This window comes from Clostridium ihumii AP5, assembly GCF_000612845.1.
Lineage (GTDB): Bacteria > Bacillota > Clostridia > Clostridiales > Clostridiaceae > Clostridium_J > Clostridium_J ihumii.
In genome coordinates this window covers 1-22169 of sequence record NZ_CCAT010000053.1, presented here as the reverse complement: position 1 = coordinate 22169, position 22169 = coordinate 1, and the positions used below count along the sequence as shown (strand labels likewise).

The window sequence follows — 22169 nt, the reverse complement described above, 5'->3', positions numbered from 1 at the left end:
AGAAAATACCTTAGAAGTGTTACATGAATGTTACACGTTAAAATCTATATAAAACAAAATTTCATTATTATAATTCTCCATTCCAAATTTTAAATTGTTCTTTTCTAACAGCTTTCTCACTATGGATAGTCCTAGCCCTGTGCCTGATAGTTCTTTATTCCTTGATTTTTCAATAACGTAGAATGGATTCCATATGTTCTCTAATAAATCTTCACTACTTTTTTCTATTCCATTTTTTATTTTAAATTTTATATTATTTTTATCCTTTAAAATTGATATTTCTATTTTTTTATTGTTGGTGTATTTTATTGCATTAGTAATTAAATTATTTAGTACAGTATCAATAGATTCCTCATCTTCATGAATTAAATATTTTTCATTTTCATTTATGTTTAAGATTAAGTTTATATCTGCATCTTCAATTAGAAGCTTATATTTTTTCAATATATTTATAGTTTTTTCTTTCAAATCAAAAGTTGATTTATTTAACTTTATATTTTCTATCCTTGATAAATATAAAAGTTTTTCTATTAATTCGTCCATGTTGTGTACTTGTTCTTGTATCTCACTTATATAAGTTCCATTATCTAATCCATCTTCAATTCCTTCTGCATATACTTTGATTAAAGCTAATGGTGTTTTTAACTCATGTGCTATGTCAGAGTTTAATTCTTTTAAGCTTTTATTTTGAAACTTTATTTTTTTATGTGCTTCATCTAGACTTTCACTCATTTTATTTATACTAATAGAAAGTTCTTCTATTTCATCATTAGTTTTTATTTCTTCTGTTCTAAAATTTAATGATGCAATATCTCTAGATAACTTTTTTAAATTTTCTAATGGACTTACAATTTTTCTTGAAAGGATTCCAACAAGCAATACTATAAATATTATAGAAAACATCATTAAAATTATATTAAATTTATTTATGATTTTAATAGTTTCACTCATATGTGGTAATGGCATACATATTGCAAATATATATTGGTCTATTTTTATAAATTTAGCTAATACTTTATACTTTGTTATTCCTTGATCATAAATTTTATTTATGCTTTTTTCATTTAAACTTTCTAATGTATCTTCTGTTATCCAAAATTTATTTAGCTTAATCTTTTTTTTATCTAAAGATTGTATTACATTTTCATTAATACTCTCTATGCTCTCATTAAAATTTGAATATACAATAGTTATATTGTTTTTTTCCTCTATGGATTCTAATTTATTATCTATATTATTGAAATTACTACTTTTTAATTCACTTGCAACTTCATTTAATATTTTTCTTTTTTCAAAGATGTAATATCTATCAACTAAAAATATATTAGTTAATATAGAAATAATAAATACCATAACAACTATTGAAGATACACCAATTGTAAATTTGTTGCTAATCTTAATTTTTATCCTCCTCCATACTGTAACCAATGCCTCTATAAGTTTTTATAAGATTTTCACCTATTTTAGTTCTTAGTCTTCTTATGTGAGTATCTACAGTTCTATAATCGCCTTCATATTCCATTCCCCAAACTAAGTCTATTAACCTATCTCTTGATAAAATTACACCTCTGTTTTTCACAAAAGTTAATAACAATTCATACTCTATTTTAGTTAATTTTAAAACTTCATTGTTTTTATAAGCTTTTCCTAATTCTAAATTTATTTTTATATCATTTGAACTTATTTCTTCATTAAAATTCACAAGTTTTTTAGCTCTTATTAAAAGCACTCTAATATCAAAAGGTTTCTTTATGTATTCATCTGCTCCACAATTTAATGCCTCAATTTCATCATCATTTTCACTTTTTGCAGTTAAAATTAACACTTTTATATTGCTATTAGCTTTTATATATTCACACACTTCTATACCACTTATTTCTGGCATCATCCAATCTAAAATTGCTAAATCTATTTTATTTGAATGAAATTTTTTCAATGCTTCATCACCATTGTTAGCTATAATCACATTAAATCCTTCTCTTTCAAAATAAGTTGAAAGTATTTTCAGCATGCTTTTTTCATCATCAGCAATTAGAACGTTCATACTTATCCTCCTTAAATACTAAAAGCTTCTCAATATATATTAAGAAGCTTTATTTTTATAAAATTATGGTTATTTTTGTACCTTTATTTAGCTTACTTTCAATTTCTATGTCTCCACCGTGATTTTTAACTATTTCCTTGGAAATGGCTGTTCCAAGTCCAGAGCCTTTATGTGCTTCACCAGTGTTGGTTCCTCTATAGTATCTATCGAAAATATGTTTTAAATCTTCTTCATTTATACCTCTTCCATTATCCTCAATAGTTATATAAGTTTTATCATTTTTCTTTTCAAAGTTAACCTTTATTTCTACATCTTCGTTATTATGTGCTATAGCATTAAATATTAAATTAGTTAGGCAGCGTTTCATAAGGATTATATCTACTTCTTTTTCATCGACTTCTACCTTAGTATTAAATTCAATATCTCTATCGCTATATTTTTGATCATTTAATATTGCAATTACTACATCTTTAGTTAATGATACTAAGTTAACTTTTTTCTTATTTAAATTTAATGCATTATTTTTAAGTCTTGTGCTTAAATTTAAATCATTAACAAGTTCTGTTATATAGAGTGATTTATCGTAAATTATTTCTCCATATTCTTTTGCTTCATCTACAGTGAAATCATAGTCACCATTCATAAGTTCTGCATAACCCCTTATGGATGCTAATGGTGTTTTTATATCATGCGAAATATTGGCAATCCATTCTTCACGCATTTTTTCTAATTTTTTTCTTTCACGTTCATTATTTTTAAGAGTCCTTGAAAGATTATTTAAGTTTGCATATACATCTTTATATAATCCTCTTTCTCTAAATTCAAGATTATAATCATTTTTTGAAAGTGTAGTAACGCCTCCAATTATATTTTTAACTGGCTTTGTAAGTTTTCTGCTAAATAAATATCCAGCTAATATTGCAATAATACTATCCATAATAAGTACAGCAGATAATATAGCTCTAAGAATTTTTACTAAAACATCTCCATCATACAATATTATGCTTTTATTTAATTTATAATAATCAAAATTAATTATATAACTCAATTGCTGCCCATTTATCTCAGTACTACTTACTAAAATAGAATTCACACCTTCTGCACCGCCTATGTATTTATAAGTATTTATAATTTCTATTGGTGTATATTTATTTTGAACTTCAGACGGTTTTCTATAGTTTAATACTTCATTTCCATTTTCATTTAAAACTTGAATCCAAAGTTCATTTTCATCAAGAACTTTTTTCCCTTGTTCACTTATTTCTAGTTTTCCATTTTCCAAATATATATTTTTTCCAAATTCTCTAGTAAAACTTTCTGGATCAATCTTTTTATTTTCATAAGATATTGGTCTTAAAAAATTAAAACCATATGCTTCATTTTTTATCATTGTTGAAAATCCAACAATGATATTTATAAAAAATATTAGTATATTTACTACAACTATAGTAATTATAAATCTTGAAGTAATTTTAACATTCATATATTATTCGTCCTTTACAACAAGTTTGTAGCCAAGACCTTTAGCTGTTACAAGAAATTTTGGCTTAGATGGATTTTCTTCTATTTTTTCTCTAAGTCTTCTTATATGTACCATTATAGTATTATCAAATCCTATATAGTCTTCTCCCCAAACTTTATCACATATACTTTCTTTACTAACTATTTGATTTTTATTAATGGCTAAATAATTTAAAAGTTTAAATTCCTTTGCTTTTAGTTCTATTAATTCTCCATTTTTTCTTAATTCAAAATTATCTTCATTTAATGTGAATGGTCCAAATTTTATTTCATGACTTTCATTTTGTGCATTAGCTACATAATTGCTTCTTCTTAAATGTGCTTTTATTCTATATGCTACTTCCTTAGGACTAAATGGTTTTGTTATGTAATCATCTGCACCAATTGCAAATCCTAGTATTCTATCAAGTTCTTCGTTTTTAGCTGATAAAAATAATACTGGCACCATTGATGTTTCCCTCATTTTTTTGCATACTTCATATCCTTCCATATCAGGAAGCATTATATCAAGAACTACTAGTTCTGGATTTACTTCTTTAAAAACTTCTAGAGCCTTAGCTCCAGTATCTGCTGTATAAACATGATTTAAGCCTTCTTTTCTTAAAACTGTAGATAAAAGTTTTAGTATTTCAACTTCGTCATCTACTATAAGTATTCTTTTATTATTAATTGATAATTCATCCATTTATATAATTCCTTTCTTATATCATAGTTAGTTTTTCCTATTTTATAATTATATCGTCAATTTTAGGTTATTCTTAAAAATAACAAATATTTTTTTATTTAATTTATGTTTCCCATATAGATACATTTTCAATCTTTGCGGTTTTAGATTTTGATGTGAATCAAAGAACAGGTAGAATGAATTCCACTCTACGTAGCAAGCACTATACCTTTTATTATATTTTTACATAAAATGTAGTTTGATTTTATATTACTGCTTTCAAATTTGTTTGTTTTTGCAAGGTTAAAACCTCGCCTACAACAAATAATAATTTTCCCGCCTTCGTAGCTGAGCGTTTTTAGTTTTTAATATGAAAATAACTAGCCTAAGGCTAGCTATTTTTTATCTTTTTTCACTTGCAAATTTTTTATAAGTTATCATAGGTAATACTGTTATTGATATTACAAATAGTACTATTAATACTGGTATTACAAATATTGGACTTTTGTATCTAACTAATTGACAAGAGAACATTCCCCATATTGGAGTTAATCCTCCAAATTTTTGTATTGATTGTGGTAAAAAGTTTATAACTATCCAAGGTAATCCCATAAATAATCCGCCTACAATAAATGGCATTACTGCATTGTTGCTTATTGCTGAAAGTGCTAGTGTAACTTGTGTAAATAATATACATCCAAGTATTAATGTTATTCCAAGTATTATTATCATTTGAAGTACTGTTATGTTTGAACCACTATTTCCAAAGTACCAAAGGTTTTTAAGTGGAATATCTAACCCTTTAAAATCTGAGTGTGATATTGCTGAATACACCATTACTAAGTACATGGATAAAACTACTAAACTTGTTGAAATGCTACCTGCTATTGACTTTGCTATAACAACTTTTTTCTTACCATTTTTTGATGCATTTATAAGACCTGTCATATTTGAATTATATTCTGTAGTGTATACTGAAGATATCATCACCATCATAATCAATCCTATAAATGGTGCTATACCATAAGTTTTATCAAATAATGACGCATAATTTTCTAACATGTAATTTGGATAACTTGAATCAAATCCTACAAGTATTGAAGAAAGTAATAATCCTAGTCCCCACATTATTAAAACTCTTTTTTTACATAATATTTTTCTTAATTCACTATTTATTAAACTAAACATTTTTAACCTCCACTTTAAGTTCTAATATCACATCTGTGAATTAAACTTCCTTTGTATCTTCTAAATCGAAATAGAACATATATACATCCTCAAATCTTGGAATTATTTTTTCTACATTTTTATAAACTGGTTCTTTTTCAGCTATAACTCTTAGTTCTATTTCATCTATTCCTCTTTGTATATTTACTACTTTATATTTATTTTGAATATCTCTAGCAATATCTTCATTATCTGTTCTTATTAAAAATACTTTATCATTCATATTTGCTAAAATTTCTTTATGACTACCTTTCATAAGTAGTGTTCCATCTTTTATTATTATAGTTTCTCTTGCAATTGACTCTATATCTGAAATTATATGAGTTGATAAAATTATTATCTTATCTCTAGATATTTCACTTAATAGATTTCTAAATCTTGTTCTTTCTTGTGGATCAAGTCCTGCAGTAGGCTCGTCCAAAACTAATATTTTAGGATCATTTAAAAGTGCCTGTGCTATTCCAACTCTTCTTTTCATACCACCTGAGAATTTTTTTAATGATTTATTTTTAACATCATATAATCCTACTAAATGTAGTAGTTCATCAATTTTACTATCTAATTCTTTTCCTGTAATTCCTTTTAATGCTCCCATATATTTTAGGAATTGTTTTGCAGTAAAGTTTCCATATCCTTCAAAGTGCTGTGGTAAATATCCTATAACATCTCTATATTTTTCATCTAAATCATATATATTTTTCCCATTGTATAAAATCTCTCCACTATCTGATTTTAATAGTGTTGTTATCTGTTTCATAAGTGTTGTTTTTCCAGCACCATTTGGTCCCAAAAGCCCATAAACTCCATTTTCTAATGTTACATTTAAGTTATTTGTTACTTTTTTATGTCCAAAACTTTTATTTAAATTTTTTATTTCTAATGTATTCATTTTAATTCCTCCAACTAATTGATCTATTTTTTACAACTTAATTTTTTAAAACTTAAGAACATGTATGTACTAACTAATATAGTTATTAATGCTAATATTATAGTTATAATTTGGATTATATCTAAACTTAGTCCAAATATATTTGCACTTCCTAGGTACATCCCTGCCATTTCATTCATTCCCATTGTTAAATCAGTATAGTTTCCATATTGCAAAACACTAAGTATCCATGAAAAATTAGATTTTGCAATTGCTTTTGATATTGGTTTAATAAACATTAATAAAACTTTCCCTGATACTAGGTAAACACCTAATATACTTATTGCACTTATAGAAGTTTCTGTTTTAAATGATATGAATGTTGCTATAATTGCTATACTTACAAGTACTAATAGTACAAATACTATTTTTAAAAGTATGCATTCATTTATTGTCATAGCACCTTTAATCATTATAAAATTATCTAATATTCTTAAACATTGTAAACTTCCATTAACAGGCTTTCCATATTGAATTAATGTTGTTATGAATATAGCCCCAAGATAACTTAAATAACTTACTATAGGTACTACAAATGCTAATATTCCTTTAGCATTAAGACATTTATACTTATTTTTTGAAGATAATATTAAAGTGTCCATAGATGAAATAACTTCATCACTATAAATATTACAAAGTAACATTGCTATGATTATTATCATTCCTAAAATCATTAATGGATGTCCTGCTCTATAGTTAAATACTTTAAAGAAATCCACATTTTTATATTCTAAATCTTCATTTTCCTTAATAGCATTTAATTTTTCCCTTGCCATTTTTTGAATTTCTTTTGTACTTTCATCACTTACAGAACCATTAAGTGTATCTTTAAGTGACTTTATTTTATATTGAAAATTTTGTTCTGCCTTAACTCCTTCTGACCTAATATCAGTAAAATTAGGATTTTGTACTTCTAAATATGATAATTCACCTTCTAATGGTGGTTTTATAAATATCATCACTACACATATAAATACAAATGTTATTAGTGCTATCATTCCATTTTTATTTTTTAATAATTTTTTAAGTTCTAATTTAAACATTTCATCTCCTCCTGACAAATACTATTCTAAAGACTCAACCTTAATCTTAAATAACCCTTATCTTAAATAAACCTTAAATAAAAAAGTAAACCGTATTGCTCCTTTGCAGTTGTGATTTTAGTCTTATCAATTATTAATATAGCTACAAATTTAGATACAAATTTTTGAAACATTAAATTAAAACACTGATGTAAAAAAATTTGAATTCTTATAAAATAAAAAAAGAGAGAATTTCTTCTCTCTAATTTTCTATACCTATAATATTTTAAAAGCTTTTCTTTTCATAAAAATGTACAGTAATCCTATTTAATATAAATACTAATATAAACATTATTCCTAATATCATTAAAGCTATATCATTTTTAAATAACCATGGTATATACTTTTTAATTGTATTTAACTCTGCTTGAGAAAGTACAATAATTTGCATTACTGCTAAAAAATTTATTCCATATACAATATATGATAATTTCTTTCCTCCTGAATAATAGCATGTATAATATATAGCTGCTACTACAATTAATATGCATGTTATTATCATTTCATAACTAATAGGAATATCATTGTTGACTATTGATGGTAATATTAAAGTTATTAATTTATTCCCTAAAGCCCCAACTATCATTCCTATAAAACTCATAATTATAAGTGTAATAAACTTTCCATTTACATATTCTCTCCTACTAATAGGGCAACTTAAATTAATTAAATAAGATTTTTGTTTTTCTTCCCACATTATAGTAGCTATTGTGGTCATTACAACCATACCTATAAAATAACTGAAAAAATCACCTTTTCCTAAAAAAAGTAATAATAATAGTGGTATTAAAAACGTAATCATATTATACCCTTTATAATTAATCACCTGTAATATTAATTCTCTTTTTAATACATTTTTCATAAAACACCTTGTTTATTTCCTTTTTAATATCATTATTTGATCTAAAGTTACTTTTTCTATAACAACTTTATTGCCAAATATTTTTTTTACTTCATCTACTTTGCTAGTTAATGCTTCAAATCCATAAGGATTTTTTCTTATACCTTCAAAATATTTTTCGTTATCTTTGTTTAACAGTTCTTTATCACCTTTAACTATTTTATATTCATCAAAAATTTCTTCCTTACTTTTAGAAAATAACACTTTTCCATCATTTATATAAGTTATATAATCTGCTATTTTTTCAAGATCTGAAGTTATATGAGTAGACAATAGCACACCTACATTTTCATTTTGTATTTCATTTCTTAAAATATTTAAAACTTCAACTCTTACAACTGGATCTAGTCCTGCTGTTGGTTCATCCATTATAATAAATTCTGCATTATGACTAAGTGCTACTGAAAGAGAAAATTTCATTTTCATTCCTTTTGAAAGTTCTTTTATTTTTTGTTTTTTATTAAGACCAAACTTATCTAAGTATTTATAAAAAGTGTCAAAACTCCAATTTTTATAAACAGCTCCTATTAACTTTGCATTATCATCTAATGATAATTGTTCATAAAAGAAACAATCATCATATACAAATCCTATTTTCTCTTTTATTTCTTTTTCACATTGTAAGTTATCTTTTCCAAAGACCTTTATTTCTCCACTATCTTTTTTTACAAGATTCATTATAAGTTTTATAGTTGTTGTTTTTCCTGCTCCATTTTGCCCTATAAAACCCATAATATAACCTTTAGGTATTGAAAAATTTATATCTTGTAATTCAAAGTTCTTATATTTTTTATTTAAATTTTTTACTTCTAATATATTCTCCATATAAAACACCTCATCTTAATTTGTTTTAAATCTCATCATATAACACTTCTAATATTTCTTTCATTTCATTTAATGTAAGATTTATTTTACGACCTTCTTCTATAGCATTCGTAAAATGTTCTTCTACTGTCCTTATTACAGTTTCCTTCATCAACTCTTTATCTTGCTTTGCAACAAAAGAACCTTTGCCTGGAATAGTGTAGATATATCCTTCCCTTTCCAGTTCCTCATATGCTCTTTTTGTTGTTATTACACTAATTCTTAATTCCTTCGCTAATGCTCTTATTGAAGGAAGTGCTTCATTTGAGTCCAATTTATTTGTAAGAATGTTATCTTTTATTTGCTTTTCTATTTGAGCATAAATTGGTTCTCCTGATGAATTGTTTATTATTAAATTCATATATATCTATATCCTCCTAAGTTTTAGGATAAATCTTTTTTTGAATATCCATTTATTGATAAAATAGTAAATACAACATATATTAATAGTCCAATTAAAAATGCTGATACAGCTATAAGCATTGTTTGTATATTCCCCGCTTCAATAATTGAGATTATTTTACTTCCAAAGTTAGGAAGTAATTTTTCACCTATCTGTATAACTATCATTGGCACATATATAATTGATAAAAATACAATAACACCATATTTCATTGCTACATCATAATCAAATTTATAATACATATAATTTGGAATTCCTATTATTAATGAATAATATATAAATGTTAATGATTGAATAAATAATATATAAGTTAAATCTTGAGTACTAGGTTTCTTTATAATTATTATTGTTAATAATAATATTATTGAAGTTATTAAATACATTAAAAAATAAAATAAATTTTTACTAATTACAACTGATTTTCTACTTACAGGAAAACTATTTATTATGGTATCATAATTTCTTTTTCCTTCTTCTGTTGACATCATTTTATTTGACATAAGAGGTATAAATATACTTGCCATAACATACATCATTGAAATAACCTCAATTGGAAATTCTTTAAATAGTGAAACTCCTCCTAATATACATGCTGCTATTAGATTCATTATAATTACTGATTTTCTACTAGTTATAAAATCTTTTTTTAATAATGCTACCATGATTTTACCTCCTATAAATCTTTCTTTTCATAAAAAATTACAGATAATACACATAGAATTGCTGATACTGCTAAAGTTATCACTACAGTTATTATGTTAGTTACAATATCTGTAGCAAATATCAATTTAAATATTATGTTACTATACTCACACCCAATTCCATATTGAAATCCATTAAGCAACATCATAAATCCAAATGTATATAACATTAGCACTATATAATAACTAATTTTTGCCGCCTTCATTCCTAAACTAAAATATGCAAAATAATATACTGATGAAATAAAAATTCCATATAATATCATTGTTTTCATTTGAAATATATTTGTATCGGCAACCATACTAGGCATAATTAAAAATAGCATTTTGTTTAATAAAATTAGAACTACTCCAACTACTATTGACCATATTATAATAAATAAATATTTTCCTATTATATAATTTTTTCTGCTACAATTTCCACTTAATATGGATAAATATACTTTATTCCTGTTTTCAAGTTCTGTGTATCCAAATGTACCAACTAAAAACATTAACATAACATAGCACATAAAATTTTTGTCCTTATTTACGAACATTACAAACATTACAACTAGTAACATTCCAACAAGTTGCATACCTTTTAAGTATGAAAATTGAAGTCCCAATTCTCTTTTAATTACATTTAACATACAAACCTATCCTTTCATATTACAAACTACTTATTTCTCTTCCATATTTTGTACTTAAATCTTGAATATTTTCTTGACTTTTCATAACCATAATATCTTCTAGTGTTGGTCTTTCTAGAATAACTTTATCTTTAAATACTTCTTTAATTTTTTCTTCATTCTTAGTTAAAGCTTCAAATCCGAATTCTGTAGCATTTATTGATATAAATAATTTTTTGTTTTCTTCATTTAAAAGTTTTGTGTCACCCTTTACTATTTTATATTCTTCTAATACTTCAATAGTTGGTTTAGAGAACTCTATCTTTCCTTTACGTATATAAGTTATATAATCTGCTATTTTTTCAAGGTCTGAAGTTATATGAGTAGATATTAATATCCCTATCTTTTCATCTTGAATTATTTCTTGAAAAAGATCTAAAAGTTCTGCTCTAACAACTGGATCAAGTCCTGCTGTTGGCTCATCCATAATCAAAAACTCTGCATTATGACTAAGTGCAAGAGAAATTGCAAACTTCATTTTCATTCCTTTTGAAAGTTCCTTAACCTTCTGCTTTTCATTAAGTCCAAACTTTCTTAAATAAGAATTAAATGTATCAAAACTCCACTCTTTATAAAAATTAGAAATTACTTTTGCATTATCTTTTATTGATAACTTTTCATAGTAGAAACAATCATCATATACAAACCCTATTTTTTCTTTTATTTCCTGAGAAAATCTAATATTATCTTTATCAAAAACTTTTATTTCTCCACTATCTCTTTTTAATAAATTCATAATAAGTTTTATTGTAGTTGTTTTTCCTGCTCCATTTTCACCTATAAATCCCATAATATATCCTCTTTCCAAATTTAAAGATACATTATCTAACTTAAAGTTTTTATATGTCTTTGTTAAACCTTTTATTTCAAGAATATTACTCATTTTACTCCTCCACAATTCAAATTTTAATTTTAATCATTGTAAATAACTTCTAATATTGTCTTCATCTCAGATAATTCCAACTCTACTTTTTTACCTTCTTTTAATCCCTCTTTTAAATATAATTTTACATTTTTTATAATAATATTTTTTATAATTTCTGTGTCTTGATTTGATATAAAAGACCCCTTACCTTTAACTGTATATATAAAACCCTTTCTCTCTAGCTCTTCATATGCTCTTTTGGTTGTTATTACACTTATCTTAAGTTCCTTTGCTAATGTTCTTATAGATGGTAACCCCTCATTTATAGATAATTCATTTTTTAATATTGAATCTCTAATCTGTTCCTCTATCTGAGTATATATAGGCTTGCCACAAGAATTATTGATTAAAATATTCATACTATCAAATCCTTTTAGTTATAATTTGTTTTGTATACCGTTAATATTCAGTATATACAGTTATGATAAAAAAAATTATTTCTCAATTTCTTTCTTTACTTTCATAAACCACTTATACTCTAAATAAACGATTATAAAAAATAAAGCAATTAACACAATACCCTTCATAATTTTTTCCTTCTTAAATTTTTTATTGTTTATATCTTATATACACAGTATATACTCACTATACACACCTGTCAATAACATTTTTTATTAATTAAAAATTCATAAGAATATGATAAAATATTTTTGGAATTAAAATCCATATAATGAAGGTTATATGCTAATATACTTTTTAATAGACTGATTTTTCTTTGCAATAGTTGCAAGGGTTTTTTATATCTATTTTGTTACAATATTTATAGAGAGGAGATGTGAGTATGCAATACTTAAATGACATGAACCGTGCATTGGACTATATTGAAAACAATTTGCAAGGTAAAACAGATTATGAAAAAATCGCACAAATTGCTTGTTGCTCTGTGTATCACTTTCAAAGAATATTTACATTTATTACTGGCATTACTTTATCTGAATATATACGCCGAAGGAAAATGACACTAGCGGCATTTGAATTACAAAACAGCACTATCAAGGTTATAGATATAGCGTTAACCTATGGTTATGAATCACCTGAAGCATTCACCAGAGCATTTCAAAATCTACACGGAATTACTCCCACAGCGGCGCGCAGCAAAGGAGTTAGTATAAAGGCATTTCCACGCATATCCTTTCAAATTTCTATAAAAGGAGTAAGTGAAATGAATTATAAAATTGTTGAAAAAGAAGCATTCCAAGTTTATGGCATCGAGGGAATTTTTGATACTAAAGATGGTGGAAACTTAAAGGCTATACCTGAATTTTGGCTTGAAAAATTAAATAATGGTGAATGTGCAAATCTTGTAAAATCTTCTGGATATCCAAGCACTGTAAATTCACTTTGCCAATACCGCAAAATGGATGGAACAATTTTTCCATATATGTTGTGTGTCATGAAAACACCTTTAAGTAACACAGCAGGTTATACTGTAGTTGATATACCTAAATCTACATGGGCTATATTTGTAAATGAACCTCATAATATTGAGGATACTTCAAAAGCAATTCAAGACTTAATAGCTCGTGTTTATACGGACTGGTTGCCTACTTCAAATTATGAACTTGTTGAGGGCTACGAATTTGAAATGTACTATTCAGATTTTAATGGAAAGTGTTATGAAGAAACATGGGTTAGGGTTGTTCCTAAAAACTAGATTATATTAAAAACATTCCAAGTGGCAGTGCCAAGCTTAATTTCTAATAACAATTAAATAGCGACTTACAGCATTACATGATAAGCTTGCCTGCCCCTTATTTTTAATATTTTTCTTAATCCACATACATCTTAAAGTCCATTAATTATTCATTACCATCATCTTAATCTTTATTACTATTTGAATTTTTAAGTATAGATTCACTCATACTATATTGTAACCTTCTCCAATTCTAAAAGTTGTTTCTTTATATTTAATCCCCCTGCATATCCCACTAACTTGCCATTGGCTCCAATTACTCTATGACATGGTATAAAAATTGGAATAGGATTTTTATTATTTGCAAGTCCAACTGCTCTATATGCTTTATCTCTTCCTATAATTTTTGCAATTTCACCATATGTTTTAGTTTCTCCATAAGGTATTTTTTCTAATGCACTCCAAACATCTTTCATAAAATCTGTTCCCTTTGGATTTAATGGCAACTCAAACTTTGTGCGTACTCCTGAAAAATATTCTTGTAACTGTCTACCTGCTTCTTTTAAAATATTGGTTTCACATATATTAATATCTTTTGGTGTATCTTCACTATCAAAATATACATTAATTATTTTATTGTCTTCCTCTACTATTGTTATTTTACCTATCCCTGTTTTATATAAATATAAATTTTTCATCTAATCACCTTCTTTAACCTATATTAGCTTCATGTATTATGATAATATTACTTTAAATTAAATTAATAGTAAATAAAAAAGATTGCATTTTTCAATATGCAACCTTTTTACTTACTACTTAACTTCTCCACATAACATTTTTGCCCAATTTCTGAATTTGTTTTGAAGATATTTTTTGTATATTGGTTCATGTTGTCCTACAACTTCAATATGATCAATGTTATTAATTTCACCTAAGTAATTCCAAATACCTTTTTGAATTTCTTGTCCATTATATTCTACAATATTATCAGTAGATCCTTCATGTGGTGCTATTGCAGATCTTACACTTACTATTCCATCATTTCTCCACCAACTGTTATCAACTATAACTTTTCCTTCTTCATTATTAATATATGAACCCATAAATTTTGAACTTTTTAAAAGAAGTGGATTCATATTTATATTTGGTACTTGATAATCAGTTTTTAAATCTTTATGTGTGTCTACGCAAGCTATGGAAAAATAATATATATCATCATGAGTTTTAACCCAACTATTTAATTCTTTTGCACCTTCTAATGATAAGTCCCATATACTTAAATCTTTAGTTTCTCCCCAAATTTTACTTGTAAAAACTCTTTTATAATAACTTTCATAAGATTCTCCTGGATTTCTCTTTAATCCCCATTGATCTAGTTTCAAATCAAATTTAGGATTTTCTGATTCATCTCTTCCAGCTTTAGTTGCCATAGCTGCAAAAAACTGATGGATTCTAGGTTCTAAATCCATTTTAACATCATCTTGTTGACTTCCATCATGTGGAGTTGCAAGCGTTGTTATACTTTCTATAAAGTGGTTATTGCCTACAAATAATTTATTTGTATTCTCACCAGTACAAGCTATTTCTTCTTGGCTGCCATCCTCTAACAATTGTGCTAAAACTCTAATTGTTTGTCCACCCATACTATGTCCAATTAAATGAACCTTTTGAAGTTCACTATTTTCATTATTATTTCCTAATTCAGGATATACACCTTGATAAGTTCGTCCATATCTATTATGTCCACATTTTTGAGCATGAGCTTCACCATAGTCTACAGTTCCACCTTTTAAGTATGCATACAATTCACATGCTCTATCCCAGTTACTAGCTATAGGTCCTATTGTTGGAGTATATACTGTATACCCCTCAGAATTTAACATTTCTCTTAAATTTGATTTTCCTCCCCAATAATTTAGTCCAAATAACTCATCATTGCCCCATCCAAAAAGTCCATGAACCATTACTATAGGATAATTCTTATTTAAATTTGGTAACTTTTCTTCCTTTGTTATACAATCTTCTTCTAAATTTGTAGCTGCAAATACATTAGTTGGAATAAAAATTACTGACACAAAAATTAACATAATACAAGATACTAGCCTTTTAAATGAATTTTTCATAATAATTCCCCCCTTTTACCTTCTACTAAATTTTAACATTTTTGTATCAAAAATCATAAATGGATTACGGTTCATTTTAAATGACCTTAGGTCATCATCTGCATATTTTCAAGGCTTTGCTTAATTTATCTTTGTTTTTTACTATTTTTTACAGTTATATATAACTTAATTCACTTGCAAAGTAAATTTAAGTTTGAATATTATGAATTTTGTGGTTAATATTGTATTTATTTATGCTATTATATATCTATCAAGTGATACTTCTTATTTCTAATTTTAAAATTAAACCTTCAACATCACTTGTACGTTTCTTCATTTCTTTAACATAAAATAAATACGTGAAATCTAATATTGGAATATTACCCTTATTTCAGTTGAGAATTCTAATTAATTTAATTGAAAATTGAAAGTGAATGTAAAAATTGGATTTTCAATTTTTAAAAATGATTTTTTATTAAATTTGCAAAGCAAATTAATTGAAAACAATATAAAAACATAGTTTTTAAGTATTTCTATTTTTAGATATTAGGAACAAAGTGAGTAATATCAACCATAACTGTTCACTGTTCACTTTTACTTCTTACTTAGTTCCAAATATAAAAACAGCAATAAACTGTAATATTAATAATATCATTTGAGAAAGACATTTTTTTAAATTTAAACTTGGAACCCTATATAGGAATAACTTATAACTCTAGAATTATCATTTGATAAAGATGTTATTTAAACCTTGAACTTGAAATTATATATTTATGGAGGTTAATCTATGGAAATAAAAAAATGTATAAAAGAGTCTTTTTCGGTTATTGGTAAAGAAGGTTCAACTAATGATGGAGAAAACTTTATTACTAAATTATGGAATGATGCTAACAGTCATTTTTCAGAAGTTGAACATCTTGCAAAAAAAGATAGCAATAAAAATTTGGTTGGAATTTGGGGCTTAATGAGCGATTTTTCAAGAAGTTTTAAACCATGGGAAGAAACTTTTACAAAAGGACTTTATCTAGCTGGAGTAGAAGTTCTAGATGATGCAGTTCCACCTGCTAACTGGGTAAAATGGACAGTTCCCTCTTATGAATATCTTTATACTAAAGTTGAAAAAGATATGATGGAAACTATTTCTTATGTATTAGATTATATAAATAAAAATAATTTAAATTTAATTGGTGCAATACAAGATTACACGTGTCCTTGTGAAAATGGACAACCATATGTATTCTTTCCTATAAAAAAGATAAATTAAGTCAGTGTGCAAATTTGTACATCAGATATTTAAGGGAGTTGATTTTATGAAAAATAATGAAAAAATACTATTAGGAACTACCTGCTTTCTTGCTGGAATTGTAGGTGGTTTTCTAATTGCCCCAATAAAAAAAGGGATTTGCTGCGGAAATAATAACGGAAATTTATTTACGAATAAAGAAGACTTAGAGAAGTTTTTAAAGCACTCAGAAAATGAAATTAATGATTTTTCTAAATAATTATTAATAAGGAGGATATATACTATGAAAAACTTTCCTACACATATTGTAACTGCAGCTGGAGTTGTGGAAAATGATAATGGTGAAATTTTAATGGTTAATGCATTTCATGGTGGATGGGTATTTCCTGGAGGTCAAGTCGAAATTAGTGAAAATCTTATAGATGCTGTTACAAGAGAAATTAAAGAAGAAAGTGGAATAGACGTTATAGTTGATAAGTTATTTTGTGTTTCTTCAAATACCAGTAGCCACAAAGGATATAATGGTTATGATGTAGTTCCTACGAAAGTAATGTTTGATTTTATTTGTAAATACAAGAGTGGTAATTTGCGCGGTTCTGATGAAAATTCTGAATCTGCATGGATAAAAAAAGATGAAGTACTAAACTATATTAAAAGTCCTGCAATTATAGAACGATTCAAAGCTTATCTTGAATTTGATGGAAATGTAAAATATTATTCATATATTGCTAAACCAGAATTTGTTCTTCATATCAATAGAAATATTTAAATTAGAGGAGTATCTTATATGGATAATAAAGAAATTGGATTTTTACAAATGTTTCAAAATGGATGCAATATAAAAATTATAGGTGATAGCATTGCTGCTGGTGCTGGAAGCTCTGATAGTGTAAAAACTAAAGAAGTTATTTTAGATACATGTACAAAGACGTTTTTTAGAAGAACTAGTTTAAAAAGCTGGTCATCATTATTTCAAATATATATGTTAGATAAATTTCCAAAATGTACAGTAGTTAATAATGGATGCGGCGGAATAACTTCAACTGAAGTACGTGAAAATTTGTCAAAATTGTGTTCTGATGAGGATGAGTTAGTTATCATTTTACTTGGTTGTAATGATAGGAAAGTATTAAATGGAATGAATCAGCTATTTGATAATTTAACATTTCTAATTAAATTTTTAAAAGATAGAAACAAAAAAATTATCTTAATGTCACCTAATCCATCAACTTTTCAAAATGAAAGTTATCCTAACCGTTTATACCATATGGATCATGTAACTAATGTAATTTCTTGTGTTGCTGAAAATGAAAATATTCATTTTATAAATTCTTTTAATTATATACAAAATTATTTATTCTGTACTAATAAAACAATTGATGAGATTATGTTAGAAGAAAATTGTATGAATGATGGACTACATCCAACAGATAGTATTCACTTTCTAATATTTAGAAGTTTGCTTGAAGGTTTAAATTTAGCCTTATATAACAACATATCTTCTAATAGTAATCTAAATTTATAATAGAAAGATTTACTTTAAGCTTAAAGGACATACTCTTTTTATAGTATGCCCTTTAAGTTTAAGTATTAATTTATAATCCTTTTATTGCTTCACTTAATACTTTTCCTATAGAATCATTTATAACCAAATTGGCTCTGTTATCATATGGTGTTTTATCTTTATTTATAAGTATTAAATTTGGACCTCTAAAATATTCTAAAAGTCCAGCTGCTGGATATACAACTAGTGATGTTCCTCCAACTATAAATGTATCTGCGTTTATTATATGTTGAACAGATTGTCTTAAAGTATTTTCATCTAATCCTTCTTCATAAAGTACTACATCAGGTTTTACTATACCACCACATTTTTTACATCTTGGAACTATATCTTCACTATTTATTATGTAGTCCAAATCATAAGATTCATTACACTCCATGCAGTAATTCCTATGAATTGAACCATGAAGTTCAAATACATTTTCTGAACCAGCTTCTTGATGCAATCCATCTATATTTTGAGTTATTATTGCTTTAAGTTTTCCCATTTTTTCTAACTCAGCCAATGCTTTATGTGCTAAATTAGGTCTTGCATCCTTATATATCATATTGTCTTTATAATAATCAAAAAATGCTTCTGGATATTTGTTAAAAAAGCTATGACTAAGCATAGTTTCTGGTGGATATTTATATTTTTTCTTTTCTGTATATAATCCATCATTTGATCTGAAGTCTGGAATGTTACTTTCAGTACTTACACCTGCTCCGCCTAAAAATACTATGTTGTTACTATTTTCAATTGTTTGTCTTAGTAATGAATAACTATCCATTATAACACCACCTTTTAACTAATGAATAAAATTTTTATCATAATCATATATTTACTAGTGTAAAACCTAAATTATAAAAAAATAATATTTCCTAATTTAACTGTACATATATATTTTATAAAATTTATATTAATTACTATTATTATGATATTAATTTTTATACTATATTATACCACCATTGTTTATCATATTTAATATATTTCAGTAAATTAAATACAATTTATTACAGAATATTTAAATCTATTCCCATAGTATTGGTTCTACATACTCAAACACTTCTTCTAAAAATTTCATTACATTATCTATATTTATATCTATACTTTCTAATGAATTTGTATATGGATATCTTTTATCAACATAATATTTGGATAAAATTGAAGCATACCGTCTAAAGCTATTAAATTTTTCATCATATTTAGCACAATATTTACATAGTGCATATATATCATGCGTGCTAGTATATTCTTTCCCTTTCATTATTAAATATCCTTTAAATAATTTTTCTATAGCTTGTTGTGCATTACAACATAGCTCAAACTTTTCTTCAAAATAAAATCCAAACTTTACTTTTTCATAATCTTCTATTGCATATTTTAGCCACTTTTTATAATCTTTCTTTTCAACCACTTAATTCACCTTTATCATTTGTTTTTTTATAATATCAAATTCCTATAAATCAAAAAAATACCAAGAGTATTATTCCTAATCTCCTGGCATTATAATTCTTATTATACACCCAGTATAGTCATTACTTTATAACTTCACCTATAGCATTGATTTTTTTAAGCTCTGCATAGTTATTTTTATTTTCAATAAAATTTTCATATTCCATATCTCTATGACGTAAAAATTCATTGAAGAATTTCAATGATGTTATGCTTACAATTTCATGGACCTTTCTGCTTAAAATTTTTCCACCAAAACACTCTGAATACTTAAGATTCAAGACTACTGGAATATCACAGAAAGCAGCATGGTCAGTGTACTGAATTTTAACAAAAGACTTATATCCATCAAGATACTGATAAAGAGCTTTCTGAGCTTTTATCATCTCACGCTTTTCAATTATAGCCTCATTAATTAAGTCTTCAGCCTTTTCCTTGTCTTCTATATTTTTATAAAAACATTTAGCTTGCTTCACCTTTAAATCATATGAAGATGCATGACTTTTAAATAGTAGAACAGGTGTGCTACATCTTTCTCCATTATCAACTTTTTCCAAAACAGTACTTTTATCAAAGCTTCCATCAAGTAACACTGCTGCCTTAATTCTCTTGTCATCAGCCGTAGCTTCAAATGTGCTCTGGGCACCTAATGAAAATCCCATAGCTCCAATACTGTTTATATCAATCCTGTCCTTAAGTAATTCATCTTTTTCATTAATATTAAAAACATGGTCTACCATAAATAGCATGTCTCTTTTTCTAATATCTCTTAACTCTCTCCAAGTTTCATCTGTTATTGAACTCATCATTTCCTTTTGAAGCTTCCCTGTAACCCTAATAATATCACCATCAGGCATAATAGTATAATCAGTTTCATATAAAGATCCAAGGGTAATTACAATATATCCTTCCTTTACAAGGTTTACTGCAGTAAATATCGCAAAATCCCTGTCCTGAAATATACCTGGTGAATAAATAATTACTGGATACTTATCCAGAGCATTTTTGATAGGAACATTTAAAAATACATCTGTCCTTAACTTGTTAATATATTCTTCAGTTTCCTTTGTATTGCCTACATCTTCTATAAAAAGCTCTGTATGGGGTTGGAATAAATCCTTGTACAATATGCCATCTCCACTACAATATTGTTCTTCTGCAGGATAGAATATACTCATAATTATAGTTCTTTTTTCCTTACTACAATTAAATATTTCCTCTCTACTATTGTCCTTAACAACTCTTAAAACTCTCCCAATTTTCATACAAATCACTCCTCAAAAAATTTTTCTTTAAAGAAATTTTCATTTCTGAGGTTCTTTGCTGTGACCATAAACATACCACAACCATCTCTACATACGATATCATTGCTATATTTGCTTCTATCTCTAATATTTTGTGAATTTCAGCAAATTCCTACTGCCTCCATAATTAGAAACAAAATCATCATTGCCTTGGAACACAGATTTCATGTCCATGTTCATTTATAGGACAGTCGTATTTACAGAGTTATATTTGTCCCCCACTTTCTCTCCATTTCTCAAATATCTTTCAGTGTGATCACTGCGAAGAAAACCCCTCACTTCCAATTTCCATTCATATTCTTCGTTATACCATTTTTTCACACTTCTCCCCCCCTTTGCATTTTACTTATATCTATAGAATACATAAACTTCAATAAAAATACAATGTTGATTAAAGTATTTGTTGACAACTTCTCAATTTTCTTTATTTATCCTAATTTGCCTTGATAATAGTTTTGCTTACTCATATATTTATTTTTTTTATTACAAAATAAAAAAAGAAGTAGATAATCTACTTCTCTAATATTCAATATGGCTCCGCGAAAAGGATTCGAACCTTCAACCTATCGGTTAACAGCCGAGTGCTCCACCGTTGAGCTATCGCGGAATATTTCCAAGTTTCCTTGGTTATACCTGGCGACAACCTACCCTCCCACACAGCTTCCCGTGCAGTACTATCGGCGTCTTGAGGCTTAACTTGCCTGTTCGGTATGGTAAGGAGTGTTACCCTCAAAACCATCATCACCAGATTAAATTTACTATAATCTTCGTATTACTTCGTCAATTTCGGTCACTGTGGTACTCACTTATATCATTATAAGCTCCGTTCCTCACTTCCTCATTTCCTTGTACTACTCGATTCTACTAAATTTATAAACTTACTATAATCTTCGTATTTCATCGTTTCCTAGAACTACTAGATTCTAATAACTTTATATATTTACTTTTTAAGAGTTTG

At 26.5% G+C, this 22169-nt stretch carries 24 protein-coding genes, 1 tRNA gene, 1 rRNA gene and 1 pseudogene; 5 read left to right on the top strand and 22 right to left on the bottom strand.

Annotation, left to right across the window (positions count from 1 at the left end):
* Positions 1-30: 30 nt before the first annotated feature.
* From BN346_RS10800 to BN346_RS10735, 14 genes are all read right to left on the bottom strand, one after another.
* Positions 31-1428, bottom strand: coding sequence for a sensor histidine kinase (locus tag BN346_RS10800; protein ID WP_242838425.1), 1398 nt, complete (start codon positions 1426-1428; stop codon positions 31-33).
* Positions 1397-2044 (bottom strand): response regulator transcription factor, encoded by a 648-nt coding sequence (locus BN346_RS10795; protein ID WP_040328552.1) that lies wholly within the window; start codon positions 2042-2044, stop codon positions 1397-1399. The genes BN346_RS10800 and BN346_RS10795 overlap by 32 nt, the downstream gene beginning before the upstream one ends.
* A 55-nt stretch (positions 2045-2099) precedes the next feature.
* Positions 2100-3527, bottom strand: a complete 1428-nt coding sequence (locus BN346_RS10790; protein WP_040328551.1) for a HAMP domain-containing sensor histidine kinase — start codon at positions 3525-3527, stop codon at positions 2100-2102.
* 3 nt (positions 3528-3530) lie between these two features.
* Complete coding sequence (locus tag BN346_RS10785; RefSeq protein ID WP_040328550.1) at positions 3531-4250, bottom strand: response regulator transcription factor; 720 nt, start codon at positions 4248-4250, stop codon at positions 3531-3533.
* 381 nt (positions 4251-4631) lie between these two features.
* Entirely contained in the window at positions 4632-5417 is a 786-nt protein-coding gene (locus BN346_RS10780; protein ID WP_040328549.1) for an ABC transporter permease, read from the bottom strand.
* A gap of 40 nt (positions 5418-5457) precedes the next feature.
* Positions 5458-6345 carry an ABC transporter ATP-binding protein gene (locus BN346_RS10775; protein WP_040328547.1) on the bottom strand — a complete coding sequence of 296 codons (888 nt, stop codon included), beginning with the start codon at positions 6343-6345 and terminating at the stop codon, positions 5458-5460.
* 23 nt (positions 6346-6368) lie between these two features.
* Positions 6369-7427, bottom strand: a complete 1059-nt coding sequence (locus tag BN346_RS10770) for a hypothetical protein (protein WP_051540301.1) — start codon at positions 7425-7427, stop codon at positions 6369-6371.
* Positions 7428-7692: 265 nt separating this feature from the next.
* Positions 7693-8328 carry an ABC-2 transporter permease gene (locus BN346_RS10765; RefSeq protein ID WP_040328545.1) on the bottom strand — a complete coding sequence of 212 codons (636 nt, stop codon included), beginning with the start codon at positions 8326-8328 and terminating at the stop codon, positions 7693-7695.
* Positions 8329-8340: 12 nt separating this feature from the next.
* On the bottom strand, positions 8341-9192 hold the full coding sequence (locus tag BN346_RS10760) for an ABC transporter ATP-binding protein (RefSeq protein WP_040328544.1): 852 nt from the start codon (positions 9190-9192) through the stop codon (positions 8341-8343).
* 25 nt (positions 9193-9217) lie between these two features.
* Positions 9218-9592 (bottom strand): GntR family transcriptional regulator, encoded by a 375-nt coding sequence (locus BN346_RS10755; protein WP_040328543.1) that lies wholly within the window; start codon positions 9590-9592, stop codon positions 9218-9220.
* 23 nt (positions 9593-9615) lie between these two features.
* A complete protein-coding gene (locus tag BN346_RS10750) occupies positions 9616-10296 on the bottom strand; it encodes an ABC-2 transporter permease (RefSeq protein WP_040328541.1) in 681 nt (226 codons plus the stop codon).
* A gap of 11 nt (positions 10297-10307) precedes the next feature.
* A complete protein-coding gene (locus BN346_RS10745) occupies positions 10308-10967 on the bottom strand; it encodes an ABC-2 transporter permease (protein ID WP_040328539.1) in 660 nt (219 codons plus the stop codon).
* Positions 10968-10986: 19 nt separating this feature from the next.
* Entirely contained in the window at positions 10987-11889 is a 903-nt protein-coding gene (locus tag BN346_RS10740) for an ABC transporter ATP-binding protein (RefSeq protein ID WP_051540299.1), read from the bottom strand.
* A gap of 29 nt (positions 11890-11918) precedes the next feature.
* Complete coding sequence (locus BN346_RS10735) at positions 11919-12290, bottom strand: GntR family transcriptional regulator (protein WP_040328537.1); 372 nt, start codon at positions 12288-12290, stop codon at positions 11919-11921.
* A 422-nt stretch (positions 12291-12712) separates the two neighbouring features.
* On the opposite strand from BN346_RS10735, the gene BN346_RS10730 reads away from it, so the two are divergent.
* Positions 12713-13585, top strand: a complete 873-nt coding sequence (locus BN346_RS10730) for an AraC family transcriptional regulator (RefSeq protein WP_040328535.1) — start codon at positions 12713-12715, stop codon at positions 13583-13585.
* A gap of 209 nt (positions 13586-13794) precedes the next feature.
* Here BN346_RS10730 and BN346_RS10725 read toward each other — a convergent pair whose 3' ends face one another.
* Positions 13795-14262: a methylated-DNA--[protein]-cysteine S-methyltransferase gene (locus BN346_RS10725; protein ID WP_040328533.1), complete on the bottom strand. Its 468-nt coding sequence runs from the start codon at positions 14260-14262 to the stop codon at positions 13795-13797.
* Positions 14263-14376: 114 nt separating this feature from the next.
* Complete coding sequence (locus BN346_RS10720; protein WP_040328531.1) at positions 14377-15687, bottom strand: esterase/lipase family protein; 1311 nt, start codon at positions 15685-15687, stop codon at positions 14377-14379.
* 766 nt (positions 15688-16453) lie between these two features.
* On the opposite strand from BN346_RS10720, the gene BN346_RS10715 reads away from it, so the two are divergent.
* Genes BN346_RS10715 through BN346_RS10700 form a run of 4 tightly spaced genes read left to right on the top strand, consistent with a single transcriptional unit; the run spans position 16454 to position 18434 of the window.
* Positions 16454-16930 (top strand): GyrI-like domain-containing protein, encoded by a 477-nt coding sequence (locus BN346_RS10715; protein ID WP_040328529.1) that lies wholly within the window; start codon positions 16454-16456, stop codon positions 16928-16930.
* Between the two features lie 46 nt (positions 16931-16976).
* Positions 16977-17168 (top strand): hypothetical protein, encoded by a 192-nt coding sequence (locus tag BN346_RS10710; protein ID WP_040328528.1) that lies wholly within the window; start codon positions 16977-16979, stop codon positions 17166-17168.
* A gap of 24 nt (positions 17169-17192) precedes the next feature.
* On the top strand, positions 17193-17678 hold the full coding sequence (locus BN346_RS10705; RefSeq protein ID WP_040328526.1) for an NUDIX hydrolase: 486 nt from the start codon (positions 17193-17195) through the stop codon (positions 17676-17678).
* 18 nt (positions 17679-17696) lie between these two features.
* Complete coding sequence (locus BN346_RS10700; RefSeq protein WP_040328525.1) at positions 17697-18434, top strand: SGNH/GDSL hydrolase family protein; 738 nt, start codon at positions 17697-17699, stop codon at positions 18432-18434.
* A gap of 70 nt (positions 18435-18504) precedes the next feature.
* Here the strand turns inward: BN346_RS10700 and BN346_RS10695 are convergent, their stop codons facing one another.
* The 6 genes and pseudogenes from BN346_RS10695 to rrf form a co-directional block, all read right to left on the bottom strand.
* A complete protein-coding gene (locus BN346_RS10695) occupies positions 18505-19242 on the bottom strand; it encodes an NAD-dependent protein deacylase (RefSeq protein WP_040328524.1) in 738 nt (245 codons plus the stop codon).
* Between the two features lie 240 nt (positions 19243-19482).
* The gene (locus BN346_RS20565; protein ID WP_051540297.1) at positions 19483-19869 is read right to left on the bottom strand and encodes a HEPN domain-containing protein; all 387 of its coding nucleotides are present in this window, start codon (positions 19867-19869) and stop codon (positions 19483-19485) included.
* Positions 19870-19990: 121 nt separating this feature from the next.
* Positions 19991-21172, bottom strand: coding sequence for an alpha/beta hydrolase (locus BN346_RS10685; protein ID WP_040328523.1), 1182 nt, complete (start codon positions 21170-21172; stop codon positions 19991-19993).
* A 5-nt stretch (positions 21173-21177) separates the two neighbouring features.
* A pseudogene (locus BN346_RS10680) lies at positions 21178-21532 on the bottom strand (TIGR04076 family protein).
* Between the two features lie 211 nt (positions 21533-21743).
* Positions 21744-21818 (bottom strand) — tRNA-Asn (locus tag BN346_RS10675).
* 24 nt (positions 21819-21842) lie between these two features.
* Positions 21843-21960: ribosomal RNA gene (rrf, locus tag BN346_RS10670) — 5S ribosomal RNA — on the bottom strand.
* Positions 21961-22169: the final 209 nt, after the last annotated feature.

Bases quoted from the DNA above. Each gene is read 5' to 3' on its own strand.
- BN346_RS10795 (WP_040328552.1), bottom strand. From the start codon at position 2,044: ATGAACGTTCTAATTGCTGATGATGAAAAAAGCATGCTGAAAATACTT.
- BN346_RS10790 (WP_040328551.1), bottom strand. From the start codon at position 3,527: ATGAATGTTAAAATTACTTCAAGATTTATAATTACTATAGTTGTAGTA.
- BN346_RS10785 (WP_040328550.1), bottom strand. From the start codon at position 4,250: ATGGATGAATTATCAATTAATAATAAAAGAATACTTATAGTAGATGAC.
- BN346_RS10780 (WP_040328549.1), bottom strand. From the start codon at position 5,417: ATGTTTAGTTTAATAAATAGTGAATTAAGAAAAATATTATGTAAAAAA.
- BN346_RS10775 (WP_040328547.1), bottom strand. From the start codon at position 6,345: ATGAATACATTAGAAATAAAAAATTTAAATAAAAGTTTTGGACATAAA.
- BN346_RS10770 (WP_051540301.1), bottom strand. From the start codon at position 7,427: ATGTTTAAATTAGAACTTAAAAAATTATTAAAAAATAAAAATGGAATG.
- BN346_RS10765 (WP_040328545.1), bottom strand. From the start codon at position 8,328: ATGAAAAATGTATTAAAAAGAGAATTAATATTACAGGTGATTAATTAT.
- BN346_RS10760 (WP_040328544.1), bottom strand. From the start codon at position 9,192: ATGGAGAATATATTAGAAGTAAAAAATTTAAATAAAAAATATAAGAAC.
- BN346_RS10755 (WP_040328543.1), bottom strand. From the start codon at position 9,592: ATGAATTTAATAATAAACAATTCATCAGGAGAACCAATTTATGCTCAA.
- BN346_RS10750 (WP_040328541.1), bottom strand. From the start codon at position 10,296: ATGGTAGCATTATTAAAAAAAGATTTTATAACTAGTAGAAAATCAGTA.
- BN346_RS10745 (WP_040328539.1), bottom strand. From the start codon at position 10,967: ATGTTAAATGTAATTAAAAGAGAATTGGGACTTCAATTTTCATACTTA.
- BN346_RS10740 (WP_051540299.1), bottom strand. From the start codon at position 11,889: ATGAGTAATATTCTTGAAATAAAAGGTTTAACAAAGACATATAAAAAC.
- BN346_RS10735 (WP_040328537.1), bottom strand. From the start codon at position 12,290: ATGAATATTTTAATCAATAATTCTTGTGGCAAGCCTATATATACTCAG.
- BN346_RS10730 (WP_040328535.1), top strand. From the start codon at position 12,713: ATGCAATACTTAAATGACATGAACCGTGCATTGGACTATATTGAAAAC.
- BN346_RS10725 (WP_040328533.1), bottom strand. From the start codon at position 14,262: ATGAAAAATTTATATTTATATAAAACAGGGATAGGTAAAATAACAATA.
- BN346_RS10720 (WP_040328531.1), bottom strand. From the start codon at position 15,687: ATGAAAAATTCATTTAAAAGGCTAGTATCTTGTATTATGTTAATTTTT.
- BN346_RS10715 (WP_040328529.1), top strand. From the start codon at position 16,454: ATGGAAATAAAAAAATGTATAAAAGAGTCTTTTTCGGTTATTGGTAAA.
- BN346_RS10710 (WP_040328528.1), top strand. From the start codon at position 16,977: ATGAAAAATAATGAAAAAATACTATTAGGAACTACCTGCTTTCTTGCT.
- BN346_RS10705 (WP_040328526.1), top strand. From the start codon at position 17,193: ATGAAAAACTTTCCTACACATATTGTAACTGCAGCTGGAGTTGTGGAA.
- BN346_RS10700 (WP_040328525.1), top strand. From the start codon at position 17,697: ATGGATAATAAAGAAATTGGATTTTTACAAATGTTTCAAAATGGATGC.
- BN346_RS10695 (WP_040328524.1), bottom strand. From the start codon at position 19,242: ATGGATAGTTATTCATTACTAAGACAAACAATTGAAAATAGTAACAAC.
- BN346_RS10685 (WP_040328523.1), bottom strand. From the start codon at position 21,172: ATGAAAATTGGGAGAGTTTTAAGAGTTGTTAAGGACAATAGTAGAGAG.